General features: G+C 34.3%; 39 protein-coding genes and 2 other annotated features. Of the genes, 8 read left to right on the forward strand and 31 right to left on the reverse strand.

The genetic code is table 11. The features are described 5' to 3' along the window. Position 1: 1 nt before the first annotated feature. The 9 genes from BVF91_RS05930 to BVF91_RS05970 form a co-directional block, all read right to left on the reverse strand. Positions 2 to 826, reverse strand: coding sequence for a DUF4373 domain-containing protein (locus BVF91_RS05930; RefSeq protein ID WP_085112550.1), 825 nt, complete (start codon positions 824 to 826; stop codon positions 2 to 4). A 68-nt stretch (positions 827 to 894) separates the two neighbouring features. Continuing rightward, positions 895 to 1,662 carry a hypothetical protein gene (locus tag BVF91_RS05935; protein WP_085112551.1) on the reverse strand — a complete coding sequence of 256 codons (768 nt, stop codon included), beginning with the start codon at positions 1,660 to 1,662 and terminating at the stop codon, positions 895 to 897. After that, the gene (locus BVF91_RS05940) at positions 1,662 to 1,853 is read right to left on the reverse strand and encodes a hypothetical protein (RefSeq protein ID WP_085112552.1); all 192 of its coding nucleotides are present in this window, start codon (positions 1,851 to 1,853) and stop codon (positions 1,662 to 1,664) included. The genes BVF91_RS05935 and BVF91_RS05940 overlap by 1 nt, the downstream gene beginning before the upstream one ends. Before the next feature lie 98 nt (positions 1,854 to 1,951). After that, the gene (locus BVF91_RS13390) at positions 1,952 to 2,437 is read right to left on the reverse strand and encodes a hypothetical protein (RefSeq protein WP_085112553.1); all 486 of its coding nucleotides are present in this window, start codon (positions 2,435 to 2,437) and stop codon (positions 1,952 to 1,954) included. A gap of 126 nt (positions 2,438 to 2,563) precedes the next feature. Further along, a complete protein-coding gene (locus BVF91_RS05950) occupies positions 2,564 to 2,998 on the reverse strand; it encodes a helix-turn-helix transcriptional regulator (protein WP_085112554.1) in 435 nt (144 codons plus the stop codon). A gap of 64 nt (positions 2,999 to 3,062) precedes the next feature. Then, on the reverse strand, positions 3,063 to 3,263 hold the full coding sequence (locus BVF91_RS05955; RefSeq protein WP_085112555.1) for a hypothetical protein: 201 nt from the start codon (positions 3,261 to 3,263) through the stop codon (positions 3,063 to 3,065). A gap of 2 nt (positions 3,264 to 3,265) precedes the next feature. Then, positions 3,266 to 3,445 carry a hypothetical protein gene (locus BVF91_RS05960; RefSeq protein ID WP_085112556.1) on the reverse strand — a complete coding sequence of 60 codons (180 nt, stop codon included), beginning with the start codon at positions 3,443 to 3,445 and terminating at the stop codon, positions 3,266 to 3,268. A gap of 17 nt (positions 3,446 to 3,462) precedes the next feature. Next, positions 3,463 to 3,699 (reverse strand): excisionase family DNA-binding protein, encoded by a 237-nt coding sequence (locus BVF91_RS05965; protein ID WP_085112557.1) that lies wholly within the window; start codon positions 3,697 to 3,699, stop codon positions 3,463 to 3,465. A 19-nt stretch (positions 3,700 to 3,718) separates the two neighbouring features. Continuing rightward, the gene (locus tag BVF91_RS05970; RefSeq protein ID WP_085112558.1) at positions 3,719 to 4,513 is read right to left on the reverse strand and encodes a phage antirepressor; all 795 of its coding nucleotides are present in this window, start codon (positions 4,511 to 4,513) and stop codon (positions 3,719 to 3,721) included. Positions 4,514 to 4,634: 121 nt separating this feature from the next. Between BVF91_RS05970 and BVF91_RS05975 the strand changes: the two genes are divergently transcribed. Next, positions 4,635 to 4,859, forward strand: a complete 225-nt coding sequence (locus tag BVF91_RS05975; protein ID WP_085112559.1) for a hypothetical protein — start codon at positions 4,635 to 4,637, stop codon at positions 4,857 to 4,859. Here the strand turns inward: BVF91_RS05975 and BVF91_RS05980 are convergent. Further along, entirely contained in the window at positions 4,856 to 5,050 is a 195-nt protein-coding gene (locus tag BVF91_RS05980; protein WP_143588975.1) for a hypothetical protein, read from the reverse strand. The genes BVF91_RS05975 and BVF91_RS05980 overlap by 4 nt on opposite strands. A gap of 57 nt (positions 5,051 to 5,107) precedes the next feature. Continuing rightward, a complete protein-coding gene (locus BVF91_RS13130; RefSeq protein ID WP_168170187.1) occupies positions 5,108 to 5,272 on the reverse strand; it encodes a toxin-antitoxin system HicB family antitoxin in 165 nt (54 codons plus the stop codon). Between the two features lie 131 nt (positions 5,273 to 5,403). On the opposite strand from BVF91_RS13130, the gene BVF91_RS05985 reads away from it, so the two are divergent. Then, entirely contained in the window at positions 5,404 to 5,589 is a 186-nt protein-coding gene (locus BVF91_RS05985; RefSeq protein WP_085112561.1) for a hypothetical protein, read from the forward strand. 17 nt (positions 5,590 to 5,606) lie between these two features. Then, positions 5,607 to 5,792, forward strand: a complete 186-nt coding sequence (locus tag BVF91_RS05990; protein ID WP_085112562.1) for a hypothetical protein — start codon at positions 5,607 to 5,609, stop codon at positions 5,790 to 5,792. Positions 5,793 to 6,006: 214 nt separating this feature from the next. On the opposite strand, the gene BVF91_RS05995 is transcribed toward BVF91_RS05990, so the two are convergent. Next, positions 6,007 to 6,252 (reverse strand): helix-turn-helix transcriptional regulator, encoded by a 246-nt coding sequence (locus BVF91_RS05995; protein WP_085112563.1) that lies wholly within the window; start codon positions 6,250 to 6,252, stop codon positions 6,007 to 6,009. 153 nt (positions 6,253 to 6,405) lie between these two features. On the opposite strand from BVF91_RS05995, the gene BVF91_RS06000 reads away from it, so the two are divergent. From BVF91_RS06000 to BVF91_RS06015, 4 genes are all read left to right on the forward strand, one after another. Then, positions 6,406 to 6,795: a helix-turn-helix domain-containing protein gene (locus BVF91_RS06000; RefSeq protein ID WP_085112564.1), complete on the forward strand. Its 390-nt coding sequence runs from the start codon at positions 6,406 to 6,408 to the stop codon at positions 6,793 to 6,795. 27 nt (positions 6,796 to 6,822) lie between these two features. Then, positions 6,823 to 7,164, forward strand: coding sequence for a hypothetical protein (locus BVF91_RS06005; protein WP_085112565.1), 342 nt, complete (start codon positions 6,823 to 6,825; stop codon positions 7,162 to 7,164). Between the two features lie 62 nt (positions 7,165 to 7,226). Then, entirely contained in the window at positions 7,227 to 8,039 is an 813-nt protein-coding gene (locus BVF91_RS06010; RefSeq protein WP_085112566.1) for a DUF3800 domain-containing protein, read from the forward strand. A 137-nt stretch (positions 8,040 to 8,176) separates the two neighbouring features. Beyond that, complete coding sequence (locus tag BVF91_RS06015) at positions 8,177 to 9,367, forward strand: site-specific integrase (RefSeq protein WP_085112567.1); 1,191 nt, start codon at positions 8,177 to 8,179, stop codon at positions 9,365 to 9,367. Between the two features lie 237 nt (positions 9,368 to 9,604). Here the strand turns inward: BVF91_RS06015 and BVF91_RS06020 are convergent, their stop codons facing one another. After that, entirely contained in the window at positions 9,605 to 10,228 is a 624-nt protein-coding gene (locus BVF91_RS06020; protein WP_085112568.1) for a TraR/DksA C4-type zinc finger protein, read from the reverse strand. A gap of 19 nt (positions 10,229 to 10,247) precedes the next feature. Next, positions 10,248 to 10,487 carry a DUF5665 domain-containing protein gene (locus BVF91_RS06025; protein ID WP_349265819.1) on the reverse strand — a complete coding sequence of 80 codons (240 nt, stop codon included), beginning with the start codon at positions 10,485 to 10,487 and terminating at the stop codon, positions 10,248 to 10,250. Between the two features lie 194 nt (positions 10,488 to 10,681). Between BVF91_RS06025 and BVF91_RS13265 the strand changes: the two genes are divergently transcribed. Continuing rightward, positions 10,682 to 10,819: a hypothetical protein gene (locus BVF91_RS13265; RefSeq protein ID WP_168170188.1), complete on the forward strand. Its 138-nt coding sequence runs from the start codon at positions 10,682 to 10,684 to the stop codon at positions 10,817 to 10,819. Between the two features lie 26 nt (positions 10,820 to 10,845). On the opposite strand, the gene bcp is transcribed toward BVF91_RS13265, so the two are convergent. The 17 genes from bcp to BVF91_RS06110 form a co-directional block, all read right to left on the reverse strand. Then, the gene (gene bcp / locus BVF91_RS06030; protein WP_085112569.1) at positions 10,846 to 11,310 is read right to left on the reverse strand and encodes a thioredoxin-dependent thiol peroxidase; all 465 of its coding nucleotides are present in this window, start codon (positions 11,308 to 11,310) and stop codon (positions 10,846 to 10,848) included. Between the two features lie 111 nt (positions 11,311 to 11,421). Continuing rightward, on the reverse strand, positions 11,422 to 12,243 hold the full coding sequence (gene trpA, locus BVF91_RS06035; protein ID WP_143588978.1) for a tryptophan synthase subunit alpha: 822 nt from the start codon (positions 12,241 to 12,243) through the stop codon (positions 11,422 to 11,424). Continuing rightward, on the reverse strand, positions 12,243 to 13,418 hold the full coding sequence (gene trpB / locus BVF91_RS06040; RefSeq protein ID WP_085112571.1) for a tryptophan synthase subunit beta: 1,176 nt from the start codon (positions 13,416 to 13,418) through the stop codon (positions 12,243 to 12,245). The genes trpA and trpB overlap by 1 nt, the downstream gene beginning before the upstream one ends. Further along, on the reverse strand, positions 13,412 to 14,032 hold the full coding sequence (locus BVF91_RS06045; RefSeq protein WP_085112572.1) for a phosphoribosylanthranilate isomerase: 621 nt from the start codon (positions 14,030 to 14,032) through the stop codon (positions 13,412 to 13,414). The genes trpB and BVF91_RS06045 overlap by 7 nt, the downstream gene beginning before the upstream one ends. Further along, positions 13,977 to 14,816, reverse strand: coding sequence for an indole-3-glycerol phosphate synthase TrpC (gene trpC, locus BVF91_RS06050; protein WP_085112573.1), 840 nt, complete (start codon positions 14,814 to 14,816; stop codon positions 13,977 to 13,979). Before trpC ends, BVF91_RS06045 begins: the two co-directional genes overlap by 56 nt. Beyond that, positions 14,813 to 15,832 carry an anthranilate phosphoribosyltransferase gene (trpD, locus tag BVF91_RS06055; protein WP_085112574.1) on the reverse strand — a complete coding sequence of 340 codons (1,020 nt, stop codon included), beginning with the start codon at positions 15,830 to 15,832 and terminating at the stop codon, positions 14,813 to 14,815. Before trpD ends, trpC begins: the two co-directional genes overlap by 4 nt. Next, positions 15,813 to 16,400, reverse strand: a complete 588-nt coding sequence (locus BVF91_RS06060) for an anthranilate synthase component II (protein WP_085112575.1) — start codon at positions 16,398 to 16,400, stop codon at positions 15,813 to 15,815. Before BVF91_RS06060 ends, trpD begins: the two co-directional genes overlap by 20 nt. Next, positions 16,400 to 17,824 (reverse strand): anthranilate synthase component I, encoded by a 1,425-nt coding sequence (gene trpE / locus BVF91_RS06065; protein ID WP_085112576.1) that lies wholly within the window; start codon positions 17,822 to 17,824, stop codon positions 16,400 to 16,402. The genes BVF91_RS06060 and trpE overlap by 1 nt, the downstream gene beginning before the upstream one ends. Positions 17,825 to 17,863: 39 nt before the next feature. Beyond that, positions 17,864 to 18,172: a binding site (T-box leader), on the reverse strand. An 82-nt stretch (positions 18,173 to 18,254) separates the two neighbouring features. Further along, complete coding sequence (locus tag BVF91_RS06070) at positions 18,255 to 18,551, reverse strand: thiamine-binding protein (RefSeq protein WP_085112577.1); 297 nt, start codon at positions 18,549 to 18,551, stop codon at positions 18,255 to 18,257. A gap of 2 nt (positions 18,552 to 18,553) precedes the next feature. Then, the gene (locus BVF91_RS06075) at positions 18,554 to 19,258 is read right to left on the reverse strand and encodes a 5'-methylthioadenosine/adenosylhomocysteine nucleosidase (protein WP_085112578.1); all 705 of its coding nucleotides are present in this window, start codon (positions 19,256 to 19,258) and stop codon (positions 18,554 to 18,556) included. A gap of 46 nt (positions 19,259 to 19,304) precedes the next feature. Continuing rightward, positions 19,305 to 22,088, reverse strand: coding sequence for an isoleucine--tRNA ligase (gene ileS / locus BVF91_RS06080; RefSeq protein ID WP_085112579.1), 2,784 nt, complete (start codon positions 22,086 to 22,088; stop codon positions 19,305 to 19,307). Between the two features lie 55 nt (positions 22,089 to 22,143). After that, positions 22,144 to 22,353 (reverse strand) — a binding site (T-box leader). A 47-nt stretch (positions 22,354 to 22,400) separates the two neighbouring features. Then, a complete protein-coding gene (locus tag BVF91_RS06085) occupies positions 22,401 to 22,646 on the reverse strand; it encodes a TM1266 family iron-only hydrogenase system putative regulator (protein WP_013788247.1) in 246 nt (81 codons plus the stop codon). Then, a complete protein-coding gene (locus tag BVF91_RS06090; protein WP_014758873.1) occupies positions 22,636 to 23,124 on the reverse strand; it encodes a DivIVA domain-containing protein in 489 nt (162 codons plus the stop codon). The genes BVF91_RS06085 and BVF91_RS06090 overlap by 11 nt, the downstream gene beginning before the upstream one ends. Positions 23,125 to 23,151: 27 nt before the next feature. Continuing rightward, positions 23,152 to 23,895, reverse strand: coding sequence for a YlmH family RNA-binding protein (locus BVF91_RS06095; RefSeq protein WP_085112580.1), 744 nt, complete (start codon positions 23,893 to 23,895; stop codon positions 23,152 to 23,154). A gap of 12 nt (positions 23,896 to 23,907) precedes the next feature. Beyond that, the gene (locus BVF91_RS06100) at positions 23,908 to 24,198 is read right to left on the reverse strand and encodes a YggT family protein (RefSeq protein ID WP_085112581.1); all 291 of its coding nucleotides are present in this window, start codon (positions 24,196 to 24,198) and stop codon (positions 23,908 to 23,910) included. Between the two features lie 15 nt (positions 24,199 to 24,213). Next, entirely contained in the window at positions 24,214 to 24,624 is a 411-nt protein-coding gene (locus BVF91_RS06105; RefSeq protein ID WP_085112582.1) for a cell division protein SepF, read from the reverse strand. Continuing rightward, entirely contained in the window at positions 24,625 to 25,326 is a 702-nt protein-coding gene (locus tag BVF91_RS06110; RefSeq protein WP_085112583.1) for a YggS family pyridoxal phosphate-dependent enzyme, read from the reverse strand. It abuts the gene before it with no gap. Between the last annotated feature and the right edge of the window lie 8 nt (positions 25,327 to 25,334).

The following is a 25,334-nucleotide window of genomic DNA, read 5'->3' on the forward strand; positions in this document are numbered from 1 at the left end:
CTCATGTTCCGTTTGTGGTTCCGTTGTAGAGGAATTTCGACTTGTCGAATGTATATTTTCTTGTATCCGGCTTATTATCTCCTGTATGCTTTCCAGTGTTGCCATTAACATTACCCCCTTTGTTTTTTTCCTCCAAATACCGTTGGACGACCCAATTGAGTATTGTGCGGTAATCGGATTTATATTTCTTACCTGTACTTCCCTTGTAGTTATCAAGGATCTCTATCATTCTCTTTGTCGCTTCTTCTCCATAAGCGTCGAGTAACTTTTGATACTCGTCGTTGGTCATGGAGACATATTCTGCGTAATTTATTTTATTTACTTTACTTTTCTTTTCTTTACTTTCCTTTACTTTACTTTGGGGATTATTGTCATCATTTATTGAGTTATTGTCATCATTAACTTGATTAATGTTATCAAAAACTATGTTTTGATATTTAGAGACATCCAAAAGGAAGAAATCTTTTATAAAAACTATCTGTTTCCTACGTGATACGGCTTCTAAATATCTTCTTTGTATGCCTTTAGAAGTCAATATTTTGTATTTATCGTATAGCGTTTTATCAAACAAACCCCACTTTAAACACGCATTAATGATGTCATTAACTTGATTAATGTCGACATTAACTTTCTTTGAAAAGAGTAATTGTTCTTTTTCAGTCCATTCGTAGTAATAACCTTCTTTATAGATTTTCATTAGTAATTTAATAATTATTGCAAACCCTATAATTCCATATTCAGCTTCTATTAACTGTACTTTATCGTCCTGGTCTATATCTACATCTAATGGAAAGTAATCTAACCCATCTTTTTGAGGTCTTGACATTTTCTCATCTCCCAGTTTGGCAATTCATGAATATTTTTCCGTTCAAAATGTTTTTTTAGAGAGGCGGTTTATTCCGCCTCGTTATTATCTTGCAAAAATTCAGGAAGATCTGCTTGTGCTGCTGTCTCAATCTCTGCACATATCTTTTCGTAGTCTGTCTTTCTTACGTCAGTGCTATGTTCATATCCGTATTTACCTATTATGTTCTTCACTAAGTCGTTGTCACCATTCGCAAGAGCAAACATTCTTTTTGCCTGCTTTTGCGTTATAGTTCCAGATGTATCGGTATATACCTTTTGCTGTGTCGATACCTGCTGACCTTCGAGATCCATGTCTTCGAGATCTTGTGTAAACATACCCGATGTTCCTGTAGCCTGCAATGTGGCACCAACAAGAGCACGTTTGATAGCCATTTTTTGAAGTGTATTAACGATGCTAAATACATCTTGGTTGCGATAGCGTCTCTCTTTGCTGTTAGCGCTCCCCTCACATTCGGCAACGATTATCTCATATCCTGGATATTGCTTTACGATTGTGACTTTATATTGATAGTAGAAGAATCCATTGTCCCAATCTTCCTTTTTGTCTACAAGTTGTATTTTATGTCCAAGGCCGAAAAATTGAAGTAGTCTTTCCGCTCCCGGCTTCAATAACGTTGGTTTAGGTGTGCCAGGTATAACGTCATAGTCAACTCCTTGGCGCATAATTTTTTGTCTTATCTGATCAAGTTTTCTTAAATTGTCTACAGCTTGCTCTAGTGTCACTTCGACTTTTGGTACATATTCAATTCGTTGTTCTATTTCTGTCGGCATATTTGTCTGTACCAATGCACCCATTATCTTTCACCTCCATATTCTTCATTGAGTTTTTTATTAACTTCACGTATTTTAGCCAAAACTGCATCCGCATTTTCACCTTTAAATGTTATCTCCCAATTATACCCTTTGCTATTTTTCTCAAGTTTTACTTGAATTTCTGGATCTTGTCTATCATAGAGATGTATTATTTTCATTTCCTGCGTATCCATTTTCTTATCCCCTCTCATTTTTTTAGTCTTGAGAGTATACCGTAAATGTGGTATACTCTCATTGAAAGATTTAATTTGTGCCTTTTAAAGGCATTTTTTTATATTTCGTCCCAATGTCTCTTTAGGAAATGTAATAATGTTTTGCCATAAGAAGTAAGCACATCTCCTTTTCCGTTACATATTGGACAAACAATCTCTTCTGGCTTATCAAGTGGTTCTGTTACACCCATTTTTTCTAATTCTGTTTTGACTACATTATCAATTTCTGACCATTTTAGATTTGAATTTTTTTCTTCTATTTCCTCTTTTTTTAGCATATATGCATCCCAATATTCCAACCATTCAGGATGTGTAATTTTACCTTGCCCTCTGCATAGGTGGCATTCTTCCTCTAGCAAATAACCCATTTCATTTTCATTTATTACTTTTCTACCTAATGCCATCATCTCTATTTTTTCTAATATGTCTAATATTTGTATGCACCAACCAGTGATTTGTTCTACTGCTAAGGCTGGATTTGAAGTCAAATTTTCTACAGGATCAGATAAAATTTCGCTTTTTAATTCTTTGATTTCAAAAAGCATACTATTTTCCCCTTTCTATTTGTTTCTGCAAATTCTAATCTTCTTTCTGTCAGCATCGTATGTCACTGCAAAGCCAAATTTATATAATATTTGAGCGAATTTTATCGGCATCTTTAAATCCCCCTTTCATCTTGCAAATATGACAGCAAGTGCTGCGCCTGCCATTTCATCTATTTCTTTTGTTGCTAAAGCCCATTTATCCTTTTCAGTATCATCAATTATTCCATCACAGCCTATCTCAATTAAATCATTGTTTATATTTTCTACATCTTTTATTTCCTTCTGAAGTTTTAGGATTGACCTTGCTAAATCCGTTAATGTTATATCTGGTAAAAACTTCTTACCTATTTCTGATGAACATCTAAGATGTTGATATGCTAACCATGGTGCTTTATAAAGTTCTACCATTTGATACACAATATCATCAGATGGTATTAATCTACCGTTCTCATACTCGCTTAATGTTCTTGACGATATATACAGCAATTCGGCTGCTTTTTCTTGTGTAATTCCAGCATTTTTTCTCGCAGTTTTGTATATATTTTCACATCTTTTGTTCATTCATTTTTCCTCCTTCCTGCTTTATAATGAATTCAGAAACACTTCTTATGACATTTTCGAGATCTCATGTCTGACTGTAGTAAAGTCTTAATTTCTCATGATATTCCTCATTATAATCTGCAATTTCATCTCTCAATTTTTTTATTATCATGTCAGCTTTTTCTGCCTGTCTTTTTAATTCTTGCAATTCCTTTATGCGTCTACATCTAAACTCTATTTGCATTTCAAGTGTCGCTAATTCTCTATCAAGTTCATCAATTATCATTCTTAGCCCTCCTTTAATCCGCACTCTTTAGCTTTCTTTATAATTGCACATATATTGCAAACTGTTTCGATTTCCCATCTTGACAGCCAACGCAATGTTCTTATTTCATCTTTTGTTAAATTGAGATCTTTAACTGCATCTAAAATCATTTTTTCTCTTTCATTTAAAAAGCCGTCTAACATGAGTTTCACCTCACTTTTTAATAAATTTTCCTTATTCCTCGTTGTATAGGCTTTTCTAATGCTTTCTTCTCTTGTTCTTCCATCCACCTATCAAGAGCTTCTTTCCTAAAGAGCTTTCTACTGCCACATGCAATATATGGTACTTCATGCTTTTTTACCATGTCTAACAATTTCCAATAACTAATCCCGATATATTGTGCTGCTTCATTCGCTGTCATTGTAACCTGTATTACTTCCTGCTGTTCTAAATCCATTTAAATTACCTCCTTACAATCATTGAACATTTTCTTTGTTGACTTCTTGCATACTTTTAAATTTGTTAATGAAGTATATCTGGCCTTTGCCAGTTACTTTAGCAGTTTTTGAAATTGTCACATGACCGTCGCTGTGAGTTATTGAAGTTTCTTTTATTCTAAAAAGTCCTAATTCCATAGATCGCTGTGTTGGCATATTGTAATCTGTGCCATTCCTGCTGATTAAGTAACCATTGCTGCGCATCCATTCAAATAATCTTTTTTCGCCAATATCAATTCCATTTTGTTTAAGCAGTTTTGCTAATTCTCCAATGAGAATTGCTGTATCTGATATTGCTACACTGTCAGCAAATAATACTTTTGGTTTGTCTTGTTTGATTTTTTCTTCAAGTTTAAGTTTTTCTTCTCGCTCTTGTTTGAGCTGTGTTGCAAGTTGAATTATCGTATCAGGATTAAGCAACACTTCTTCGATTTTTTCTGGTGTAAGATAAGCTCCATGCCTATTAACAGTAGGAAGAACTTCATCAAAAATCCAACTCTCAAATTTTTGTGCATTTGGTAATTCTGAATTTGAAATTAATCTATATATGTCTCCTTCAGGTATTACATTAACTTCCAATGTTTTCTCAGGATTTTGCGGATGAGGTATATAACATTTCGTTACCCACCTACAATGGTCCTTAACTGCTTTACTTGTATTTACATAGCCTAATGCTTTTGCAATATCAGACGCTATAAAGTATATCTTGTCATTAATTTTTACTGTTCGAATTTGTCCAAACTCTTGATTGCTGAAGATCTGTAATTCATTCATGCTTTTTTCCTCCTTGTTTTGATTTTTTATTTCTCTCATAAGTGGTAAAATATCCTTAAGGGAGGTAAATTTACTATTTTTGCTTTGAGGGAGCTCTAAAATTTAAAGGGAGCGATTTCAAATGAGTGATAAAATAACATTTAATCGTACCGTTTCATGTTCTGCAATTAATAAAGATGTCTATCAAGAATTAACTTACGCAAAGTTCCAAACCATAGGTTCATTGATGGCTTCTAAAAAATTAATTTCAACATTCTGCATGGGATATCCAAATTGTGATAAACAAGATTGCCAACTTGTTGTAGGTAAAGCTGGCAGAGTCTACAGTAAACCCATAGAAGATTAAAATTTTATTCTTTTTTCATTGATTGCATAAGCAACAAGATCTAAAAATTTTTGACTTTCACCAACTGTTAGGTCCAATTCTCCCATTACTTTAAGAACTGCATCAAGAGCTTCTTTTACTTTTTCAGAATCTCTATTCTCATTAGCTAATTCAAATATGTTAACAGCTTCAGAGTTAGACACTATTTTCATTAATGAACACCTCCTTTGATTTATTATGTTGCTCCCTCTCATCCTTCTCACCTCCTCCTATGCGGTTTCTGATTGGTCATAATCTTTTAATGTCTGAGATATTAGCATGAGAATATAAGCGTTCTTTGAAATTCCCATCTTTTGAGCTATAGAGGTTATTTTTGCATCAATTTCTGCAGGTATCCTTAGAGTCGTTTGATTGCGCTTGTATTTAGAATTCACTCTGAATTCACCTCCTAATTGCATTATATAGTGAATTCACTTTATTGTCAATAAGAATTTTTATGATTCTTTTAAAATTTTATTTGAAGTGATATAATTTCATTATGATAGCATTTTGAAGGAGGCTTATTATGGCTACAGATAAACGCCAATTTACTTTACGTTTGCAAGAAGAAAACTTTTTAAAAATCAAATATATTTCATCAGCTAATAAGCGCTCTATTGCCATGCAGATCGAGTACATTATTGAACAATATATTAAGCAGTGGGAATCTGAGCATGGCAAAATTGATATATCTAAGCTATCCGATGAATAAAAGGGGGATAATAATATATGTCTAATGATAAAATAACACTATCTTCTTTCCCTTCTACTAGAACAGAGGCATTAACTATGCTCTACTTGGAAAAACAAGACTTATCACATATCTCTCCAGAAGAATTGGTAGAAAAATATCTTGAAATTGAGGGAAAGATTAACCAAACTTTTAGTAAACATTCTAAAAAAGCCTTTTCCTAATAATTTTATAAAGCTATATACAGGTTAGCCACTGTATTAGATATTTCTATTAATGTCTTGGAATCGGCTGTTTTTGACTTCTCTGCTAACAATTCCATTTGTTTGCGTAAGAGCTCAGCCGGTTCAAATATCTTTTTTCTTTCGCCTCATTTACTTCCATCCTTCTCACCTCCTCCTATGCGGTTTCTTAGATTGCCTATTAGGAATTGAAACATTATGCAGTTTCCGACTCTTGATCGTTATTGTTGCAATGTAACGTTTCGTGACTTTGTTCGTCGAAAAAAATTTCGTCAATGCTTGTATTTAAAGCTTTTGCAATTTTTTTAGCTAATTTAATGCTTGGATTTCTCGTCCCATTTTCTATCATGTATATAAGCGAGTGTGTTACATTAACTTTTCTGGCTAATTCATAACCCGATATATTTTTTGAATTTCTTATTTCTTTTAGCTTATTTTTCAATAGTTTCACCTCCAACCGTCACTTAACGTTACTTTCTATATATTATTATAGTCACATTTCGTTACTTGTCAATAGTTTTTATAACTTTTTGTGACAAATATTTTTTATGTCACTAATAGTGATATAATAAATATCAATAGGAGGTATATCTCAATGAAATTTGCAAAGAGATTATCAGAATTGAGAAATGAATTTAAATTAACTCAAAAAGAACTTGCTGACAAATTAGGCGTTTCAAGAGGTACCATAGGTATGTATGAAATAGGTCAAAGAGATCCAGATACCGATACATTGTTGAAGCTATCTGAATTATTTAATGTATCAGTCGATTACCTCCTTGGTAACACCGACATCCGAAACCCAGTCGACGAAATAACACAAGCAGTAGAAGACGACCCAGAGTTGGCGGAGTTCTGGAGCGAACTAAAAGAAAGAGAAGACTTAAAGCTTTTGTTCAAGCAGACAAAAAAATTATCACCGAAGGCAATAAGACAAGTAATGCGCATAATAAAAGCTATTGAAGATGAAGAAAATGGAGAATAAAGTTATCTTTTAAAAGGGGGCTTTATTTTGGCTATCGACTTTTTAGACAAGCCTCTTGTGAAGGCTCTTTTAAATCAAGAAATCCCATTCTATGAGCTTATGACAGCATATGATATACAAGTATCTATTGCAAATATTGATACTTGTATTTATGGCTTTACATATGTCAGTCGCCATGGCAATTATTATTTAATATTAAACGGTAACATAGATTACGAAACACAATGCAAAGTTTTTATACATGAGTTAAAACACATCTTAGAAGATTGTCCAAGGCAAAGCTATTACATAGGTTTAGACATGCAATATGAGTACATAGAAATTGAAGCTGATAAGGTTGCGGAGGTTGCCGCGAAATATTGTGGGTAAATAGATAACAATAATATTGGATATTCCACTATTAATAATAAATATAGGAGAAGGGGGATAAAATGTTTTTTGTTTATTATGATGAATCCGGAGATGATGGATATCCAAAATATTCATCTGAATTATTCGTTTTAACTAGTATATATATGTCTGATTTCTTTTGGAAATCAAACTATAACAAAATTGTAAATTTTCGTAGAGAGCTTAAACAAAAATATAATTTCCCAGTTAAACTAGAGTTCCATACAAAAGAATTTTTAACAGATAAAAATCCATATAGAAATTTTGATTGGGACAATCAAACTAAAAACAAAATATTGTATGAATTTTTTGACTTTTTCTCTACATTAGATATAAAAATTATTAATGTAGCTATTAATAAAAAAGTTATCATAAAAGAAGATTATCCTGTATTAGAAAATGCATTCACATATAGTATACAACGTATAGAAAATGACTTAAGTACATATTGTAATTTATGTAAGTATGAAGACCACTGTGTTGATTGCAATTTTTTAATTATCACCGACGAAGGTAGAATAGGCAAAATGAGAAAAGTATCTCGTAAAATGCAACAATTTAATTATATACCATCAAAATTCGCTGGTATGTACAGGAAGGAAATAAAACGTTTATTGGAAGATCCATTACCTAAAAGCTCAGACGAGTCTTATTTTATTCAAATAGCAGATAGTATAGCCTATATTGTTTATCTTTATTTAACAAAAAACTTAATCGGCAATAAACTAGCTAATAGAGTTGCAAATAAAATTACCTACGATGATATCATTAATTTGTTAAATTTAATCAAAAGTAAACTCAATCTCAATGCCTCAAAAAATGAATATGGAATAGTAATATATCCGAAAACATAAACACCACCTACAACACATTCGTGTTTTCAGTGGTTCAATTATATTATAACATAATGTATGATAATGTCAATGTAAAATAATATAAATAATAGCAAATATTATAAACATGATAATTTTTATTTTACGAAGGTGATATTATGCCAGGCTCAATTGAAAAACGTGGAGAAAATTCGTACAGGCTTATTGTATCAGGTGGTTATGGCCCTGATGGAAAGCGAAAAAGATATACAAAAACAATAAAAGTTGAAGGTAAAACAGAATCAGCTAAGCTAAAAGAAGCTGAAAAAGAACTCGCCAAATTTATAGCAGAAATAGAAGGCAATACTTTTATTGAGCCTTCAAAACTAACCTTCAAAGCTTTTGTTGAGAAATGGCTTGAAGAATATGCTAAAGATAATCTGGCTCCCAAAACTTTATACCGATACAAAGAAATGTTAGACAAGCGTATTTTACCCGCATTAGGACATCTAAAATTAAATAAAATAAAGCCCATTCATATACTTGAATTTCTGAATATGTTAAAAGAAGACGGCACACGATTAGATGGTAAGAAAGGTGGCTTGTCGTCTCAAACAATTAAGCATCATTACAGACTTATTCATGCTATGCTAGAAGATGCAGTTAAATGGCAGCTTATACCTTCTAATCCTGCTTCTAATATAGATCCTCCAAAAGTAAATAAACATGAAGCAGAATATTACAACGAAGAAGAAGTAAAAGAACTTGTCAAAGCACTTGATGGCGAAAAATTAAAATATCAAGTTGCAATAATGCTAACTCTAGCGGCTGGCGAACGTCTTGGCGAATTGATGGGTCTTAAATGGGAGCATATCGACTTTGACAATAACACAATAGAAATAGTACAAGCCAATCAATATTTGCCAGGTCAAGGCCTATTTACTAAAACTCCAAAGAATGAAACATCCAAAAGGCTTATTGCCATACCACAACAAATAATGGATCTTTTAAGAGAATATAAAAAAGAGCAAAATCTAGAGAGGTTAAAGAAAGGAAACAAATGGATAGACACCGGTTTTGTTTTTACTCAATGGAATGGGCAACCTATGTATTATGATACAATTTCAAAATGGTTCTCTAAGTTTTTACAAAGGAAAGGTCTAAGGCATATTACATTTCATCAACTCAGGCATACATCGGCAACCCTACTTATAAATGCTGGCGAAAATATTAAAGCCGTATCAAAAAGGCTTGGCCATAGTAATACCAGTACAACAATGAACATATATGCCCATGCGCTTAAATCTGCTGACAAAGATGCTGCCGACAAAATTGCAAATTTTCTTTTCGAAAACAAAAACCAGGCGTAATTGCCTGGCATTTTATTGGGGACAAATTGGGGACACAATAAGCAAATGGGGACACAAAATAACCTAATATTATCCAAGTAATTATTTAACAAACCCACTTATTTCAATACTTTCATCAATGTACTTAAATCAAAAAAACGTCCTGATACGCACTCCAAAACCGTAGGTTGCGAGTTCGATTCTTGTCTCCCCTGCCATTTTTATGCCTAAAATACTTTTTAAGCACAAGGTTGATTTTTATTCTAATGTTTTTTTGTAATCCTCGTTGCTTATTTTATCTACTTCTTCCACATATCCTGAATTATAATCATCGTAATCGTCATCATAATTATCAAGTCCTGCTTTAGTTTTATTATACCTTGCTACTGCTTGATACGAATCCTCAGCATCAAATTGATTTTCGTCTTTAGAATCCATGTATCCCCAACCAAAGGGATATTTAATAGTTCTTTCTTCGTTGGGACGTGAAAATCTAAGATCGCTTAATTTTAAATCATTTTCTTTTGCGCATTTTGCGCATAAAGGTGTATACGGCAATGCTTCCAATCTTTCCATTTCAATTTCTTTATGACAATGATTGCATATACCATACTTACCGTTAACCATCCGTGAAAGAGCATCATCGATTTGTCTTAAAACGTGTTGCTCGTTATCTTTTAATGCATAATTTTTCTCTAACTCATATACTTCTGAAGCAATATCTGCCGGATGATTGTCTGCCAATGATAGTTCTTGATAATACTCTCTTTCACCAATTTTCCCAGTGCCATTATTATCATCCATCTCGTTTAAAGTATGCAAAATTCTATTTCTTTCATCAATAAGTCTTTTTCTAAAATACTCTAATTTTTTGTCATCCACAATACCACATGCCTTTCTATCACAAATTTTGTTGAACTATTTTTATTATATGAGCAATAATATTGCCTATAATGGGCAAATTCAATAAAACCGCTCTTTGCAATATGTATATTACAATTGCTCCAAGCAATGTAAATCCTATAGCCATTCCAAAACCACGCGCAAGCCCACCGACAAAGTTAAGCCATAGGAGTCTATAAGGGCTTTGCATCAACTCCACATAGTCAGCTATCTTCATTTTTTCCATCATTTCAGACATCTTTTCAATCTGCTTTTTTATTTCATTTAATAATTTATTATCCAAGCCCCATTCCTCCTATAAACTATTTTCTCTTTTTGGGTAAAGTTTATTAATAATTTATTGTTTTTTAGAATTAAATATGCTTAAATTAGTAATAAGAAGCTATACAGATTAATAAAATTGTTTTAGTAAAATTTGATGAGGCGAATAAAATGAAAAAGAAGGAAAGCAAAGATTTTTTAAACCCTTTTTACAACAGAAAATGGCATAAATATGTGGCATTGACTATTGTCATTGTGATGATAGTTGCATTAATAGCTGCTTTCAGTCTACCGATCTTAAATTATTAAAAGTGCGCATAAAGCGCACTTAATCTTTAATCAATTTCTTCAAGCACTTTCAATATCTCATCTACGTGTCCGTCAACTTTCACTTTCCTAAAAATTTTCTTTACTATGCCCTTTCTATCTATTACAAAAGTTGATCTTTCTATGCCCATTTTTTTCTTTCCATACATATTTTTTTCTTTATAAACACCGTATTCTGTTGATACTTTAGCATCATTATCGCTTAATAGCACAAATGGCAAATTAAATTTTTCAATGAATTTTTTATGAGACTCTAAATCATCTAAACTTACACCTATTACAACTGCATCATTATCTTCAATAGAATTTATGTTGTCTCTAAACTGGCAAGCTTCCTTTGTGCATCCAGGCGTGTTATCCTTGGGATAAAAATAAAGAATAACTTTCTTACCTCTATAATCTTTTAAAGAGACATTCTTTCCATCACTGGACATAAGGGTAAAATCAGGGGCTTCTTTTTCTAATTCAACCATCAACTTCTCCTCCTTTGATAATTATTCTCCTTTAATACTTCTTATCTTAATTATTTCAATTTTAAAATAATAATCAATGATTAAATTTAAAAAGAGGCAAATAGCCTCCTTTTAAATTACCTCCTTGATTGATGATATGAAATTTGTTACACTGTCAAATATTTCATCATTATTCCTTGAATCATTTATCATTTTAACTATTGCACTGCCAATTATTATTCCATCACAGTACGGAGCAAACTTTTTTGCCATATCAGGTCCAGATATGCCAAATCCAATCGCCTTTGGCAAATCAGTGTATTTTGACACTAAATCCATGTACTTTTCAATATCAGTTTCAATTGTATTCCTCACACCTGTGACGCCTTTTGTAGAAACGCAATACACAAATCCTTTTCCGTTTTCGCAAATCTTCTTTATCCTGTCATTTGAAGTAGGTGCAACTAACGGTATCAAATAAATATCATTTTTTTCAGATAATTCTTTTATGTCATTTCTTTCCTCCAGTGGCAAATCGGGTATGATTAGTCCATCTACGCCTGAATCTTTTGCATTCTTTAAAAATTTCTCCATTCCATATTTATAGATGGAATTGTAATAGACAAGGTATATAAGCGGTACATCTGTATTTTGTCTTATTATTTTAACAGCATTCATTATATCATCTATTTTAGTGCCTTTTTTTAACGCTCTGGCAGATGAAGCTTGTATTATAGGTCCATCTGCCAGCGGGTCTGAATAAGGAATTCCGATCTCTATAATATCAGCACCGCCTTCAACCATTTTATACACTAAATTGATAGTTACATCTATATCGGGATCTCCAGCAGTTACAAATGTAATCAGTGCTTTACGCCTTTTTTTCTTTAACTCATTGAATTTTTTATCAATCCTGTTTTCTCTTGCATTGTTAACTTCTATACTTGACACCATCATAGCTCAACCTCCAAAACATTTGCTACTGTATTTACGTCTTTATCTCCTCTGCCTGACAAATTTACAACTATGATATCATCTTTGCTAAGGCTTGGAGCAAGTTTCATTGCATACGCAACAGCATGGGCACTTTCCAATGCAGGTATGATTCCTTCAATTTGAGATAAATCCATAAAAGCTGACAAAGCTTCTTCATCAGTGGCATACACGTATTGTGCCCTGCCGCTATCCCTTAAATAGGCGTGTTCAGGCCCTACCCCAGGATAATCAAGCCCTGCTGATATTGAGTAAACAGGCATTATCTGTCCTTCATCATCTTGAAGCAGATACGTCATCATGCCATGAAGAACGCCAATACTTCCTTTTGCCATTGTAGCAGCATGTTTATCTGTATCTATTCCAAAACCTGCAGCTTCTACACCTACAAGTTTAACTGATAAATCGTTTATAAAGGGATAAAATGTCCCCATAGAATTGCTGCCACCGCCCACACATGCAACAATATAATCTGGCAATCTCTTTTCTTTGCTTAAAATTTGTTCTTTCGTCTCGTCACCGATCACCCTCTGAAAATCCCTAACCATCATCGGATATGGATGCGGTCCTACAACAGAACCCATCACGTAAAATGTATCATCGATATTCGTGACCCAATGGCGTATCGCTTCGTTAACAGCATCTTTCAATGTGCCAGTTCCTGTCTTTACAGGGGTAACTTTTGCGCCCAACAACTTCATTCTAAATACGTTCAATGATTGTCTTCTTATGTCTTCTTCACCCATAAATATCTCACATTCCATGTCAAACATCGCAGCACCTGTTGCAGTCGCTACACCGTGTTGCCCTGCACCTGTTTCAGCGATTACTTTCCTTTTTCCCATTCTTTTAGCCAGCAATATTTGTCCTATGACGTTGTTTATTTTATGAGCACCAGTGTGGTTTAAATCTTCTCTTTTTAAATATATTTTTGCGCCACCCAATCTCTCAGTTAAGTTTCTTGCAAAATACAACGGTGTGGGCCTTCCAGAATATTCTCTTAAATAATATTTGTATTCATCAATAAAATTTTCATCGTTTATCGCCTTGTAAAATTCACCTTCAAGTTCTATCAATGCATTCATAATCGTTTCCGGCACATACTGACCGCCAAATTTACCAAATCTTCCTACCATTTTACACTCCTCACTTTACATATTAAATCTTTCATCAATTGATAATTTTTAAAGCCACCGACTTCAACGCCACTGGATACATCTATTACATCTGGTCTAGCTGCTTCTATAGCTTTCAAAACATTATCAGCATTAATACCACCTGCTAAAATAAACTTGCACTTTAAGTTGTCTTTTACATCCTTAACTAAATTCCAATCAAATTTCACACCTGAACCACCGTAAAAGCCATTTATTTTGCTGTCAAGGAGAATACCATCAACATGATAGTCTCGTAATCTAAAAACATCACTCTTTTCGATAATCCGAATTGCCTTCCATACAGTATAATCATCAAAATTGTCTATATAATCTTGTGGCTCATCACCATGAAATTGTAAAACATCTAAATTTAAGTAAACAGCTACATCCTTTACTACCGAAACTTCTTCATTTACAAAAACACCGACTTTTTTTATTTGTTTGTCGAGATTTTTAATAAGGCTGTATGCCGTATTTACATCTACTTTCCGCTTGCTTTCAGCAAAGACAAACCCAGCATAATCAGGCTTTAAATCGTTAAGGTATTCCACATCTTCTATCCGCTTTATTCCACATATTTTCACCAATGTCATTATAAACACCCTTTGATTGAATTACGAAATCATCAATTTTACCACCATTTTTGATTATATTCATAAGTGTTTCACCAATTAGGACAGCATTTACACCTAATGATTTTAAAAATTTTACGTCATCAGGGGTCTTTATGCCACTTTCAGATACCAACAGAACACCACTTGGCACGTATCTAATAAGCCTTTCTGTCGTCCTTAAATCAACGCGAAAATCCTTTAAATCCCTGTTATTTATACCTAAAATATCTACATTTGCATTTAATGCTATTTCAAGTTCACGTTCGTCATGAACCTCAACAATGGCATCTAATCCAATCTTTTTAGCAGTATCGTAAAACTTCTTTAAATCATCTCCAAGTACAGCCACTATAAGCAAGACAGCATCTGCACCAATTAATTTGCTTTCGTATATTTGGTATTCGTCAAATATGAAGTCTTTTCTGAGAATAGGTTTTGATGTTATTTTTTTTACATCGTTTATATATGCATCATCTCCTTTAAAATAATTTTTTTCTGTAAGAACAGATATGGCTTCAACATCAACATTTTCATATAGCTTAGCAATTTTTGTGTGGTCAAAATCATCTAAAATTATCCCTTTCGACGGAGAAGCTTTTTTTATCTCAGCTATTATCGATATATCATCACTCCTCAACGCTTCTTTAAAATTTCTCACATTTTTCTCATTTTTAATTTCTTTTAATATATCATCCAGCGGTTTTTCGATTTTTTTCATTTCCACCTGTTTTTTCTTCTTAACGATAATATCATCAAGTATCATTGCAAATACACCTTCTGAAAACTTAATATGTCATTCAGCTTGCCTAATGCCTTGCCTGAATCAATAAGGTGTTCCGCAAGCTTGACACCTTCCTTAATGCTATCAACTGCTTTACCAACATACAAAGCTGCAGCGCTATTTAAAACTACAATGTCTCTCTTAGGGCCTTTTTCACCATTTAATATATCTAAAATGATTTTTGCATTTTCCTTTGCATCGCCGCCACCAATATCCGAATCTTTCGACAGTCTAATACCGTAATCATTAGGGTCAATTGTGTAATCAATAACCTTGCCATCCCTCACTTCTGAAACAACTGTAGTAGTGGTAGTAGTTATTTCGTCAAGCCCATCATTTCCGTGAACGACTAAAGCTCTTTCACACCCCAATTTTAGCAAAACTTCTGCCAATATATGCGTCAGGTTTTTATCATAAACGCCTAAAACTTGGCCTTTAACAGAAGCCGGATTTGTCAATGGTCCTAATATATTAAAAACCGTTCTTAAACCCAGTTCTTTTCTTATGGAGGCTACGTTTTTCATGGCTGAATGATACAAAGGCGCGAAAAGGAATCCAAATCCCACTTCATCGATGAATTTCTTTGTCATCTCTGGTTCTGCATCGATTTTTACACCTAATTCATTTAATACATCGGCACTGCCGCTTTTACTGGAAACAGCTTTGTTTCCATGTTTGGCTATTTTGATTCCGGCAGACGAAGAAATTATTGCAACTGCAGTAGAAATATTAAATGTCTTTCCGCCGTCACCTCCTGTTCCACAGGTATCTATGACATATGGAGAATCGAGTTTTAATTTTTTTGCATTTTCTATCATCGACTTTGCAGAACCGGTTATCTCATCGATTGATTCGCCTTTCATCCTAAGGCCTATAAGATAACCACCAATTAATGGCGGGCTTGATTCCCCTTTCATTATTACATCCATGGCGCTTTTTGCCTCTGTCTCGGTCAAATTCTCCCCTTTAATGATCTTTTCAATGGCTTCCTTTAACATTGCAGATCCCCTCCACAAAATTTTTTAATATATTTTTACCATCATCTGTTAAAATAGACTCGGGATGAAATTGAAGTCCATATACATGATGGCGCTTATGCTTAATTGCCATAATAGTTCCATCATCTGTTTCTGCAGTTATTTCTAATGATTCTGGCAATGAACTTTTGTCAATTACAAGCGAATGATATCTCATGGCTTTCATTGGACTTTTTATGCCTTCAAACAATCCTTTGCCAACATGATTGACAGATGAAGTCTTTCCATGCATTATAGTGTTTGCTCTGATTATTTTTGCGCCATAAGCATATCCAATAGCTTGATGTCCAAGGCAAATCCCTAATATAGGTATTTTGCCTTCAAACTCATCGACTATGTCTACTGAAATCCCTGCATTTTCTGGCCTTCCTGGCCCAGGCGATATAATTATTCCCTTTAGATTCATTAAAGCTATGTCATTTAATCCTATTTTATCGTTGCGGACAACTAATATATCGCTGTAAATTTCGCCTATAAATTGATATAGGTTATAAGTAAATGAATCGTAATTATCTACGAGGAGAAGCATCAAAGCACCTCCTTTAAGACCATCGCCTTATTTAAAGTTTCATAGTATTCAGCTTCTGGCTGAGAATCATATACAATTCCACACCCAGCTTGAATAAATGCCGTACCTCTTTTTAATAGCAGCGTTCTTATTGCTATGCACATATCCATATCTCCATTGTAAGAAAAATAGCCGACTGCTCCAGCGTAAAATGATCTTTTCACATTCTCCAGCTCATCAATTATCTCCATGGCCCTTATTTTCGGTGCACCTGAAACCGTCCCAGCAGGAAGACATGCAATTAGTGCATCAAACGCTGTAAGACCATTTCTCAAAATGCCTGAAACTTTTGATACAATGTGCATTACATGCGAATAAAAATCGACTTCCATGAATCTATCCAATCTTACAGTGCCAAATTCGCTTACTTTTCCTATATCATTTCTTCCAAGGTCAACTAACATTACATGTTCCGCCTTTTCCTTCTCATCGTTTAAAAGCTCATTTTTCAATATTAAATCTTCTTCGGCACTTTTTCCTCTTTTTCTGGTTCCTGCAATCGGATTTGTAGTGACTTTACTTCCAAATACGGATACGAGGCTTTCTGGCGACGAACCTATCAGTTGAAAATCGCCAAAATCGATGTAAAACATGTATGGTGATGGATTTGCATTCCTAAGTCTCCTATACACATCAAAAGGCGCGGAATCGGTTTTGATTTTAAGTCTTTGGGAAGGTACTACTTGAAATATGTCACCATTTTTTATATATTCCTTTGCTTTAATTACAATATTGCAAAATTCTTCTTTGGTAAGATTATAATCAATATCAGAAATGAGTTGCTTTGGCTTTATGTCGTGAATTTTAACATTGCTCTTTATGTTTAAAATTATTCTTTCCAATTTTTCTTTTATAAAGCCATACTTTTCATTTTCATCAGGAAATACGTTGTAAATAACAGATACATTATGTTTATAGTGATCATAGCAGATTATAATCTTGTAGAACATAAAATACGCGTCAGGTATTCCTATTTCATCAATATTTTTTGATGGAATATATTCATACTGTCTTATAATGTCATATCCAGCATAACCTATTGCTCCGCCAGTAAATGGAAATTCAAGTCCACAACTATCATAACCGCACATCATATTTTCCTTTATATAGTCAAGAATTCTGCCGTATCTTATTTCCTTTTTATCACCATCAATCTGGATTAAATCATCATTACATTTGATCTTCAAATACGGATTCGAACCGATAAACGAATATCTGCCCCACATTTTACTACTTTCAGCACTTTCCAAAAGGAATTTATTTTCACCATCTAGATTGTAAAAAATATTGATTGGCGTCAATTCATCACCGTTTATCTCCTCGTAAACAGGAAAGACAATTTTCTTCTTTACAAGTCTTTCATATTCTTTTTCAGTTATATTCAACCAATACACCTCCTTAATATGCAAAAAAGTCACTTCATCCAATGGGACGAAGTGACTTCGTGGTGCCACCCAAATTGTTTTATACTTGTGTGGTTTAAAAAAAGCATCTCATCCACTAAGGACGAAATGCTTTCATTTCGCTTTGCCACCTAAGTACAAAACCTCTCATTGCAGGTACAGATTTCTCGATACCCTGTCATTTTAACGGTAGACTACCGGGCAATGCTACTTTCATTTCACACGCCATCTCGCAGGCCCATTCAATAACGCCGTCAGTACCTGGCTTCCACCATCCCAGGCTCGCTTTAACCTAATGCGATATTTACTATTCCTGCTCATCGATTTTTTTATTTCGATTGATTTAATTATATAACGTGTTAAAATATATGTCAATAGTTTTAATCTTGTCTAAAATATAAATTATCTCACATCAGCAACCATCTCTATATTTGCCTATTTTCTCCTCAATCGTCACACCATCAGGTTTAAAGTCTATCTTAACGATCGAAATTACCCTCTTGGCACCTTCATCTGCGCATATATTTTGGGCCTTTTTCACAATATCCAAGAGAACATCGATGTCTCCTTCCATAGTCGTTTCCATAGGGCTTACAAAATACTTAACACCTGTTGATTTTATGTAATCAATAACTTTGTCTACGACTGGATAGATTTTTTCTTCTTCAACTATAGGTAATACTTGCAAGCTTACATTTACAACACTCATATCTAATTCTCCTTGATTAGATTTATCATCTCTTTAACTATATTGCTGGACACTATTGCTGCTTCTTTGACAAATTGGCTAAAATCTTTTGTCGCATTTCCATCGGCATTATCTGAAATGCTTCTTATTATGACAAATGGTATATTGTTAAGATATGAAGTATGTGCAATTGCTGCTCCTTCCATCTCGACTGCTAGTGCATTAAAAAGCTTCCCCAATTTTAAAGCCTCATCTTTTGATGAGATAAATTTATCACCTGAAACGATCCTGCCAATATACGCTTTCCCATCAATATTATCATTAGCAGCCTTATACGCCACATCTATGAGATATTCGTCAGCTTTAAATACGCTTGTCTTCATGCGAGGGATTACTCCTAATTCGTCTCCAAATGCTGTAGTATCAAAATCATGTTCTATCGCATCCGAAGAAATGACTATATCGCCAACATTTATGCCTTTTTTTAGTCCTCCAGCAACACCTGTGTTTATTATGCAATCAACTTTAAATTCGGATATCAATATCTGTGTTGCAATCGCTGCATTTACCTTTCCTATACCTGATTTTACAACAACTGCGTCTACTCCATTAAGTATACCGCTAAAAAAATCCATATCTGCCCTATTTATCGTAAACTCATTAACGATAGCTTCCTTAAGTAGCTCTACTTCTTCCTCCATAGCGCCAATAAAGCCTATCTTTTTCACGCTTATACTCCTTTCATCTTTAATTAAAAAAGGGAGAAATCTCCCTTTAGATATGTGCAGCACACCTACTGCAAATTGTTGGGTGCTCTTTATCTTCGCCAACAGTTTCACTGTACATCCAGCATCTTTCGCATTTTTCACCAGGTGCATGACTTACTTTTATAGCAATGTCATAATCTTCACTTCTGTACGCATCATCAGGTATAACCTCATCATTTTCGTGAAGAACAGTTTTTGATACTATAAAGACTGTATTAAAATCTTCTTCAAACTGCTTCAAAAATTCGTACAGCTCTTTCGACGCATAAATATCGACTTGAGCTTCCAAAGAATGGCCTATTTCCTTGTTTGATCTGGATATCTCCAATGCCTTAGATACATCTTTTCTTATGTCAAAAAGTTTATTCCAGCTTTCAATTATCTGCTTATTGTCGTAGATATCATTAGGCTCTGGCCAATCAGCCAACTGAACGCTCTCGAAATCATTTTTTGCATCGTGCTGCATATAGCTCCATATTTCGTCTGCTGTAAATGTCAGCACCGGTGCTATGATTCTTACAAAACCATTCAATATAATATATAGAGTAGTTTGAGCTGCTTTCCTTTCTTTTGATGTGGCTGGGAAAGTATATAGCCTGTCTTTCAATATGTCAAGGTACAGATTGCTCATATCTACAATGCAGAAGGTATGAACAAGATGCAAGAACTCATAAAATTTATATTTGTCAAAAGCTTCAGTTACATCCTTCACAAGCTCATTGTATTTGTACAAAGCCCATTTATCTATATCTAACAATTCATCATATGGCAACAAATCTTTATCAGCATCAAAATCGTAAAGGTTGCTTAATAAAAACTTTGCTGTGTTTCTGATTTTTCTGTATGACTCAGTCATCTGCTTTAAAATTTCTTTTGATATCCTCATGTCTGAAGTGAAATCTGCAGAAACAGCCCACAACCTCAATATGTCAGCACCATACTCTTTTACAACATCGGCTGGATCGATTCCATTTCCAAGGGATTTAGACATTTTTCGCCCTTCACCATCTACAACAAAACCATGTGTCAATACATTTTTATACGGAGCGATACCTTTTGTAGCGACAGATGTAAGAAGCGATGACTGGAACCATCCCCTGTGTTGGTCAGAACCTTCCAAGTACAAGTCTGCTGGCCATCTAAGTCCCTCAGTTGTCTCTAAAACCGCTACATGACTAGAACCAGAATCAAACCATACATCCATAATATCCGTTTCTTTTCTAAACTCTGTAGAACCACATTCACACCTTGTGCCTTGTGGCAGTATTTCTTCGGCCGATAGTTCATACCAAGCGTCAGAACCCTTTTCGGCAAACAACTTCTTTACCGCATTTATCGTATCATCGTTTATCAATTCTTTCCCACAATGTTTGCAGTAAAAAATAGGAATTGGAACACCCCATATCCTTTGCCTGGATATGCACCAATCGTGCCTATCTCTAACCATGTTTGTAATCCTATCTTCGCCCCACTCAGGAATCCAATTTACTTCTTTTATCGCATCAAGCGCTTCATTTCTAAAGCCATCTACAGATGCAAACCACTGTTCTGTGGCGCGGAATATAACAGGATTTTTGCATCTCCAGCAATGAGGATACGAGTGCGTGAAAGTCTTTGAAGCCAATAGCGCATTGGCTTTCTCAAGATCCTCTTTTATGACCTTATTTGCATCAGAGTAAAATAGTCCATTGTATTTTCCTGCTTTTTCAGTAAATCGACCTTTATCATCAACAGGATTCAAAACATCAAGTCCATATTTTTGACCAACTACAAAGTCCTCCTCACCATGTCCAGGTGCTGTGTGCACACATCCTGTACCTGCCTCTTGCGTTACATGATCGCCTAATATTATAAGCGATGTCCTGTCAAAAAGAGGATGCTTAGCCTTCATTCCTTCCAGTTCTGAACCTTTAAAAGTAGCAGTTATTTCATGGTTTGAAAGCCCTGTCTCTTTTTCAATGCTGTCAAGCATATCTTTTGCCATTATGTAAATTTCATTTCCGTACTTTGCTAAAGCATAGTCAAAATCTGGGTTCAAGCAAATTGCAAGATTAGCAGGAATTGTCCAAGTCGTTGTAGTCCATATTACAAAGTACAAATTGCTTAAATCATCAACAATGCCTTTAAATTTACCAAGGTCATCTACAACTCTGAATTTAACGTAGATCGAATCAGATTTTTCATCAGAATACTCTATTTCTGCTTCTGCCAATGCAGTCTCACAATCTGTACACCAATATACAGGCTTAAGTCCTTTATATATATATCCCTTCTTTGCCATCTCCCCAAATACTTCTATCTGCTTTGCCTCGTATTCTGGTTTCAGCGTCAAATATGGATTTTGCCAATCTCCTCTTACACCTAATCTAATAAATTGCGCTTTTTGCTTTTCAATTTGCGAAAAAGCAAAATCACGGCACACCTTTCTAAATTCTACTGGACCTACATCATTTCTCTTTATCCCTAATGTCTTAATCGCCTGCTGTTCTATTGGCAAGCCATGAGTATCCCAACCTGGCACATATGGTGATTCATATCCCCTCATGGTCTTATATTTAACCACCATGTCCTTCAAAACTTTGTTCATGGCAGTGCCAAGGTGTATATTGCCATTTGCGTATGGAGGACCATCATGAAGAATGAACTTTTCTTTGCCCTTGTTTTTATCTAATGATTTGTGGTATATGTCCATGTTCTCCCATTTCTTTAATATTTCTGGCTCTCTCATCGGCAAATTCGCCTTCATTGGAAAATCAGTCTTTGGCAGATTTAATGTTTTGTTGTAATCCATAAACATACCTCCTATTTCAAATTGCGTAATGCAGAAAAAATAAAAACCTCTCATCCAAAGGGACGAGAAGTCGCGGTACCACCCTAATTATTAAGGCTCAATGCCTTAATCACTCATGAGATAACGGGGTTTTCCCGGCTTAGCTTACTAAATTTCAGCCAGCAGCTTCGAGGTGATATATGACAAACTAACTTATTGGCTTTCACCCACCGCCAACTCTCTTAAAAGTTTTGTTTGCATAAATTGTCCTCTTCATCGCTTTTTTTCGCATTTTAAATAATTATACAATATGTAAAAAAAGACGTCAACATCTTACGTTGTAATGGCAGACCTTACTTTTACACCTTCAATGCTGCCAAGCTTGCCAGTTAAAGCACCGATGTCATCCGTCGTACCGTCGACAATCAACGATATTATTGACACATTCCTTTCCTTATATGGAATGCCCATTCTGCCCACTATGATATCGGCATACTCGCTTAAAATGTGATTAACTTTTTCAGACGCCAACTCTCTATTTTGGACTAAGATCCCGATTACAGCAAGTCTATTCCTCATCATTTCTCACATCGTTCTCATCATCAAAAAATTCTCTATCGTCTATAGACAATATAGCTTCAAGCTCTCCTTCAAGGAGTGTTTTGAATTTAGCCTTAAATACATTCAATTTTTTCCTTTGATTTTCAAGCTCTGCTCTAATTCTTACTACTTCTTGATTGGCTTTCTGCATTATTTTTTCTGCTTCTTGCTGTGCTTGCTGTATTATTAAATCAGCTTCTTTCTTGGCATTTAACTTTAAATCTTCAGCCGACTTTTGAGCGACCACCAGCGTATTATTTAGCGTTTTTTCTATATCAGTATAATTCTGCAACTTATCATTTAATATATTTACTCTGTCCTTTAGATCGGAGTTTTCTTTGTACAATAGTTCATAGTCTTCCATAACTTTGTCTAAAAACTCATCAACTTCATTTTCATTGTAGCCTCTAAATGAACGCTTAAACTCCTTATTGTGTATGTCCATAGGTGTTAACATGCCAATCCACTCCTTGTCATCTTATTGTTATTTGTATTTTAAAATATGAACATATACCCTGCCTTTTCTCGATGTACCTAAAATTTCTTGGAGCTTGATCCTTCCATAACCTCTTAAAGACATGATGTCACCTTCTTTTACTTCAAATGAAGGCGATATATTTGTCTCCCAATTCACTTCAGTAAGTCCAGCTTTTATCAATTCCGAAGCCTTTGTCCTGGATATTTTAAATCCCGACGCGATTATACTATCAAGCCTTACAGATGCAACAGTTGTTTTAATGTCCTCGTACTCTATTACAGGCTCTATAACCTCATCTAAGTCAATTGAACTAACAATAACCTTCTCTCGACCTATCTTTTTCAAATTCATCAAAACATAATCAGCTATGTCACTATGCACTATTACATCGCAGATTTCTTGTCTTTTAATTATATCACCAATTTTTTCTCTTTTTATACCTAGACCTAACAGTGAACCTAATACATCTCTATGTGACAACTTTGTTAAGTCACCATCTATCCTTATCCCCTTTATTACATCAAAATGTTCACCATCGGAAATCGTAAGATACAACGGATATATACAGGCTATTTTTCTCTCAGCCTCTTTAAATCCACCATCAAATCTACAATCTATATCGTCATATTTGTCAATCAACTTTAGCAGTATCTTCTGATCTCTCATGCTTAGAAAATCTGTAAATCTATCATGCCTATTTTTCTGTACCCAATTTATCATATCATTAAGTCTTGCAATGCTGTATTCCATTCCTTCACCCTTTTATATTAATGAAATTAAGCTTATTAATATTGGTCTTATCACATATTGGATAGCCAACATAGCAAGGATAGGCGAAAAATCTATCATCATATTTCTTCCAATAGATGACTTAAATTGCAACCTTCTAAAAGGATCTAAAATAGGCTCTGTCACGATGATGACAAATCGCGATATAGGATTTCCCATATTCTCCATTCTCAAAAGAGATAATACCACCCTTATTACAATAAGCCAATTTACAATCTCAAAAAAGTAGTTTAATGTCAAGATCAAAGCATAGTTTGTCGTCAAATCATACCCTCCTCATTACTTTAAATTGAACATTGAATCGACTTCATCTTGTATATCACCAGCAATATCAAAATTGTCCGGCACAATTAAAAATATGCTATTAGCAATTTTCTTAATTTCTCCATTTAACGCAAAAACAGCACCACTTAAAAAGTCTATAAGCCTCTGAGCATCATTTCTTTCCATATTTTGAAGATCAATAATTATAGGCTTTTTATTTTTTATGTTTTCAAGTATTGTCTGCGCCTGTTCAAAACTATCTGGCTTCAAAATAATAACTTTTATCTGCGATTGTGTATGTATATTCACTATTTTTGGCTTTTGGCTAAAGGGCAATTCATTTTCAACTTTTTCAGCGTTCCCTTCCTCTTCCTGCTCATCAAATCCAAAAAAATTCATAAGCTTTTCAATCACTTTTACAGCCATTTATTTTACCTCCATATCATATAATCTTTTCCCAAAAATTCCTGTACCTATACGTATGATGTTGGCACCTTCTTCAATGGCAACAGTGTAGTCATTCGTCATACCCATAGACAAATACTTAAAGTCTAAATTTTTTTGATTTAAAGATTTAACATTATCAAATAACTGTTTCATTTTTCTAAAATAAGGCCTTACATCTTCAGCATCTACATACGGCGCCACCGTCATCAGACCTTTTATTTTCAAGTTGTCAAAGCCTTCAAGCTCCTTTATGAATTCCAACAAGCTTGACGGTTCAATTCCATACTTTGATTCTTCTGAACCTACATTTACCTCAATCAAACAGTCCATAATCCTATTGCATTTTTTGGCTCTTTTATCTATTTCTTCTGCAAGGCGCACACTGTCAAGCGAATGAATCATCTTCACTTTATCTATTATGTATTTTACCTTATTTGTCTGAAGATGACCTATAAAGTGGAACTGAACCTTATCCATCAATGTCGGATATTTGTCCACTAACTCTTGTACTTTATTTTCTCCAATATCCGTAATACCGTATTTTATTGCTTCTTCTATTCTTGAGACATCGACGGTTTTAGTCACTGCCACAATTAATATATCGTCAGGATTTCTATTAACTTTTAATGCATGCTTCTTGACATTTTCTTTTACTTTATCAATATTATAACGTATATCCATAATAATCC

The sequence above is a fragment of the Thermoanaerobacterium sp. PSU-2 genome (genome assembly GCF_002102475.1).
Lineage (GTDB): Bacteria > Bacillota > Thermoanaerobacteria > Thermoanaerobacterales > Thermoanaerobacteraceae > Thermoanaerobacterium.